The 6,175-nt window shown below is 41.6% G+C and carries 1 protein-coding gene; it reads left to right on the top strand.

Annotated elements, in window-relative coordinates; translation table 11 throughout:
- Window positions 1-395 precede the first annotated feature (395 nt).
- Window positions 396-6,104, top strand: a complete 5,709-nt coding sequence (locus tag AFK68_RS41810) for a glycerophosphodiester phosphodiesterase family protein (protein ID WP_246844210.1) — start codon at window positions 396-398, stop codon at window positions 6,102-6,104.
- Window positions 6,105-6,175: the final 71 nt, after the last annotated feature.

Genomic DNA, 6,175 nt, shown 5'->3' with positions numbered 1-6,175 from the left:
GTTCCAAAGAATTAAAAGTAAGGCTAAAAGTCCATCAATTTTTTCAAGAGAGCTAATTATTAATTATTAAAAGCTCTAATTTCGCATATTTCCTGTGGAGTTATATCATGTCCGTTGGTATCGGAGCGTGTAAAAGCTGGGGAAATATCTACCATATTTAAGGTTTTTTCTTCTCTTAAAGCTTTTTTCCTAGATAACTAAACCTTTCTTTCTTCTCTCCTAGATAACTAAAGCCTTCTCTCCTAGATAACTAATTTTGGCATTTATTTAACCTAAACTAAATTTTTCCTTAACCTTTTATAAATATTTACTTAATATTTACTTAACATTCACCTAATAAGATATCTGGGAAATTCTTTAAGAATTCTAAATTTACAAGTTGACAGGAGAATTCAATGCCAGAATTAGTAGGCTTTGCGGTATTACCAGCAGATACATTTGCCGAAGGCCCATCGTCAGGAAACTTTATTAATACAGATAATCGAGAAGCACCATTCGATGGTCAACCAGTCCAAGGTTTTAGTGGCGTTCAATTTGCTCCCGGTAGTGAAGATGGTAGCACTTTTTGGTTTCTCTCTGACAACGGTTTCGGCCTTCAAGACAATAGTGCTGATTATTTACTCAGACTATATCAAGTTGACCCAGACTTTGCTGGAGCAGAAGATGGGGATACTAGCGTTGAGATTCAAGGATTTGTTCAACTAGCAGATCCAAATAATCTAATACCCTTTGATATTATCAACGAAGATACAAGCGATCGCCTCTTAACTGGAGCAGACTTTGATATAGAGTCCTTTGTTATAGATAATGATGGAGATATTTGGATCGGAGAGGAATTTGGACCTTATATTTTACACTTCGATAATACAGGAACTTTACTAGAAGCTCCCATTGCCACACCCAGCTTGACCCAACTCAATACACTCAACGGTCAAGAACCCCTCGTTATCGGACATCGGGGAGCAAGTGGAGATATACCCGAACATACCTTAGCAGCTTATGAAGCAGCGATCGCTTCCGGTGCAGACTTTATCGAACCTGACTTAGTAACAACATCCGACGGAGTTCTCATTGCACGTCACGAACCACTGCTAGATGATACCACTAACGTTGCTGAAGTATTCGGTCCAGAACGCCAAAGCACTAAGTTGCTTGATGGTGTAGAAACAACTGGTTATTTTGCTGAAGACTTCACCCTCGCAGAAATTAAACAACTACGCGCCGTTCAATCTCGCGACTACCGGGATCTTAACTTTGATGGATTATTCGAGATTCCCACATTAGAAGAAGTCATCCAACTCGTTCAAAGAGTAGAAGCAGAAACAGGAGTTGAAGTTGGTATCTATCCAGAAACCAAACACCCTACATTCTTTGATGAACAGGATTTATCCTTAGAAGAACCACTAATTGAAACCCTAAAAAGTACAGGTTTCACAGACCCGAATCGCATTTTTATTCAATCTTTTGAATTTGCTAATCTAATTGACCTCCAAGAACAATTAGATAATGATGATGATATCGGCAATATTCCTTTAGTTCAACTATATGGAAATACTACTGAAGGAGCTAATCCTGAAGCTGGGTTCTCTTTCCCCTTCGACATCCGGTTCAATGTAGAACAAGAGAATGACTTAGAAGAAATTTACGGTCAAGAATTCCTAGATGCAGTAGAAGTTCCTCTCTCCGAAAATACAGTTTATGCAGACCTCGACAGTGCAGAGTTCCTGGATTTTATCAGCGGTCTTTACGCAGAAGGTGCAGGACCTTGGAAAAATAACATTCTGTTGCGCGAATCTCTAGAGACAGATGTTGATGGAGACGGAGACGGAGAAGCAGAAATTGATGACCAGTTAACAGGAGAAATTACTTCCTTTATTGAGGATGCTCACGATGCAGGTTTACAGGTTCACCCCTACACTTTGCGGGATGAAGAACGTTTCCTTACACTTAACCCTAATGATACTGAGGAATTTGATGCTCCACAATTAATTGTCAGCGCTTTAATAGGTATAGAACGTCCTGGTGGAAATGCTACTCTTTATAGTCGTATCGATCCCACTCAAACTGAAGAACAAGGTAATAATGTAGAACCATTCTTTGACTTTACATTCTCTCCAGCAGATTTAGTCTTAGACCCGGATACAGGAATAGTTACTACACCATCCCTTCCCTTCTTTATTGCTCCCGAATTTGCTGAAGAAATAGGCAAACCTGAATTAGCAGGTGAAGAAGCAGGTTTCTTTGTTGACAATTTTGCCTTAGAATTGGATGAGGAAACAGGTGAGTTTGTAATAGTTGGTGGTCCAGACTCACATAGCTTCAACAGTATCTTTGTATCAGAAGACTTTTTGAATGATAACGATCTGGAAATTATTCAGGGAACTGGTCTAGTCGATCCAATTGAAACTGACGTTGATACTACTGGTTTCGTGGGATTTGGTTTTCCTCTGTCAGAAAATGCTGACGTCCGTTTTGGAACAGACCCAGATACAGGGTTACTGATTCCATTAGGAGGAGCTTATGTTGCTGATGGCAGTATTTCCTTTGAAGTTTTAGGAACAGGAACACCTCAAACTGCCGAGGAAGAATTTGAACAACTAATAGAAATTGGTGCAGATGGTTTCTTTACCGACTTCCCACGCACTGGCGACCCCGTTCGAGATGCTCTAGTTAGTGATGAAGTTCGCTCCCCTCAAAATCCTAACCTCAATGATTTTAATACCCTCGACGGTAGCGCACCAATAGTTATCGGACACCGGGGAGCAAGTGGTCAGTTCCCAGAACATACCTTAGAAGCTTATCGTTTAGCGATCGTTCAAGGTGCAGACTTTGTTGAACCAGACCTCGTAATTACTTCCGATGGTGTCCTCATTGCTCGTCACGAACCCATGCTAGGCGACACAACCAACGTTGCTGATGTATTCCCAGATCGTGAAACTACCAAGATTCTTGACGGTGAAGAAGTTACTGATTATTTTGCTGAAGACTTCACTCTTGCAGAAATCAAACAACTCCGCGCTGTTCAATCTCGTGACTTCCGCGACCAATCTTTCAATGGTGAATTTGAAATCCCCACCTTCCAAGAAGTTATCGAGTTGGTACAAGAAATGGAAGAGTTCGGGTTTGAAGTTGGTATCTATCCAGAAACCAAACACCCGACTTTCTTCGATGAACAGGATTTATCCTTAGAAGAACCTCTAATTCAAACCCTGCAAGATACAGGTTTCACTGACCCCGACCGTATTTTCATTCAATCCTTTGAAGTTCAAAACCTACTTGAGCTGCGCAACGAAATATTACCTGCTCAAGGTCTCGAAAACCTAAAGCTAGTGCAGTTACTCGGTGACACTGAAGATGAATTCATCAACGAAGGTGGCGGCGGGTTCTCAGTACCCTTCGACTTCGTTGCCAATTCCGAGCAGTTTGAACCCACTGGTATTAATGCAATCACAGATCAGGTAAACTATGCCACCTTCACTGGTAGTGCTTTTACCGTAACCCTTCTAGCTGAGAAAAATCCAGGACCTGGAGCACCCCAGGAAATACTCGATCAGTTTGGTAACCTCCAAGATACTAACCAATTTATTCTACAGGATGCCACCAATCCCGATAACACTGTCGTTCTATTTGCTGGTCTAGACAGCGCACCTAAGTCCATCGAAGTTACCATTAGCGAAGCTGGTGTAGTTGCCATTAATGGTGATCAAGTCGCCAATAACTTTAGTCAGCAAGTTCACTTTGGGCTAATAAACAGCTTACCCATTGGCGACCCTACCGGATTAGGAGCCGAAAGCTACACCTTTTCAACTAACAATGATCTGAATCCAGAGAGCGATCCTCAGTTTGCTGTTTATTCCGAAGTTGAAAACGAATTTATCATTGCTGCTGAAGAGTTGCCCTTTGCTAATTCCAATCAGGACTTTGACGACATGATAGTTAAAGTTAGTGGAATTGAGTCTGTGGGAGAAACTCAGGACGATATTTCCTTTGACCCTGAGAGACTACAACCTCTCCTAGAAACTGCTAATACTCGTGCTATCTATGGCAACCTAGCGGATCTAATTGACTTCTCTAGCGATCCCACCTACGACGACCTAGCAAATCAGGAAGTAATCGAACTAATCAGTTCCTACGCTGACGGTTTAGGACCTTGGAAAAATAGTTTCTTGCTCCGGAATGATCTAGAGACACCTGTTGATGGTGACGGTGACGGTGAGGCGGAAATTACCACTCAATTAACTGGGGAGGTATTACCACTAATAGATTGGGGACATGATGCAGGTTTACAAGTTCACCCCTACACTTTGCGTGATGAAGAGCGTTTCCTTACTCTCAACGCTGATGGTACCGCTCAAACTCCAGGAGAAGAATTTGAACAACTGATCGAAATTGGTGCAGATGGTTTCTTTACTGACTTCCCTGCTACAGGTAGTATCGTTGTAGATCAATTTATTGATGAACCTAACTTAGCTCGTACCAGGGGTTACGAAGGTATGGCATTCAGTCCTGATCGCGAAACTTTCTATCCTTTATTAGAGGGTGCAGTTGACGGCGATCCAAATAATGCTCTACGCATCTATGAATTCGATCCTGCTACTAGCTCTTTCGAGGACGAGCTAGTTGGTTTCTATCCTACCGATGTACCAGGTCATGCTATTGGTGACTTTACTCCCATCAATGACAATGAATTTTTAGTTATTGAACGGGATGGTGGTGAAGGAGATGAAGCTCAGTTCAAGAAAATCTTCAAAATTGACATTTCTTTAGTTGATAATGAAGGTTTTGTTTTCAAAGAGGAAGTTGTAGACTTACTAGATATTGAGGACCCAGACGACCTCAACGATGATGGCGAAACTACCTTTAGCTTCCCCTTTCTCACCATTGAAGATGTGTTAGTTCTGGATGCAGACACAATTCTGGTTGCCAACGATAACAATTATCCTTTCTCCATCGGTCGGGGACCGGATATTGATAATAACGAGATTATTCAGATAGAGTTAGATGAACCTCTAGACTTAGCACCAGGAATAGGAATAGAAGCTACTATTCCTACAGTCAGTATTGAGGTTGCACCTGACACAGTTGATGAAAATGGAGATGAATACTCTTTAACTTTCAACTTAACTGAACCTGCTCCAGAAGGAGGTTTACGGGTAGTTTGGTCAGAAACATATTCTGATAGTCCTTTCGGCGATCTAGATTTTCCCCCTGAGTTAGTCAATGCTTCTGAGTTTCAACCTATCAACGCAATAGGTGATGAAGTCGTAAGCTCGGCAATTACGATCGATGAAGGTGCAACTACAGCAACCGTTACCTGGACGACTCTTTTTGATGGTGAGGAGGAAGGAGATGAAACCAGAACTATTGAGTTGCAATCAGAAGATGGTTATTTTGTTGATTCAGAAAATCAAGTCGCTGAAATCGTTATTGAAAATGTATCTATTGATGACGGTGTGCAAATTCAAGGTACTCCCCAAGCAGAACGTCTCATTGGTGGTACTGGAAACGATACTATTGTCGGTTTGAATGGCGCCGATACCTTAGCAGGTCGTTTTGGGGACGACTTAATTATTGGCAGTCGTGGCGACGATCTTCTCCGGGGTCAAAGTGGTGATGATATACTTCAAGGTCGTCAAGGTAACGATATCCTACTTGGTGGTGATGGTGATGATGTGTTGAATGGTGGTCAAGGTCGCGATCGCATTAATGGCGGTCCTGGAAACGATACTATGACTGGTGGAGCAAGTATTGACCGCTTTATCTTCAATAGTAATGAAGAATTTAACTCCGATGATTTGGGTCTTGATACCATCAATAATTTCCAACCAGACCTCAGACCAGATGAAGATGGAAACCAAGGTGATTTAATTCTTCTTGATAAATCAACCTTTACTGAGCTTGAGAGTTCTGCGGGAATTGGTTTCAGCGTTAATAGTGATTTTGAAATCGTTAACAATAATGCTGCTGCTCGTAATTCTGATGCTGTCATTGCTTACAGTCAAGGTTCTGGAGGTCTATTCTACAATGTAGATGGTGAGTCTACTCGGTTTGCGACCCTTGATGGTGCGCCTACTATTACTGAGGATAATTTCCAAATCAGATAATTAGGGAGTACATTTAAAGTAGTTTAGATAAATCTTGAGTTTTGTAGGGATGTTCCATGGAACGTCCCTAC

The sequence above is a fragment of the Hydrocoleum sp. CS-953 genome (assembly GCF_002260545.1).
GTDB lineage: Bacteria > Cyanobacteriota > Cyanobacteriia > Cyanobacteriales > Microcoleaceae > Trichodesmium.
This window is presented reverse-complemented; position numbering and strand designations above follow the sequence as displayed.

Bases quoted from the DNA above. Each gene is read 5' to 3' on its own strand.
- AFK68_RS41810 (WP_246844210.1), top strand. From the start codon at position 396: ATGCCAGAATTAGTAGGCTTTGCGGTATTACCAGCAGATACATTTGCC.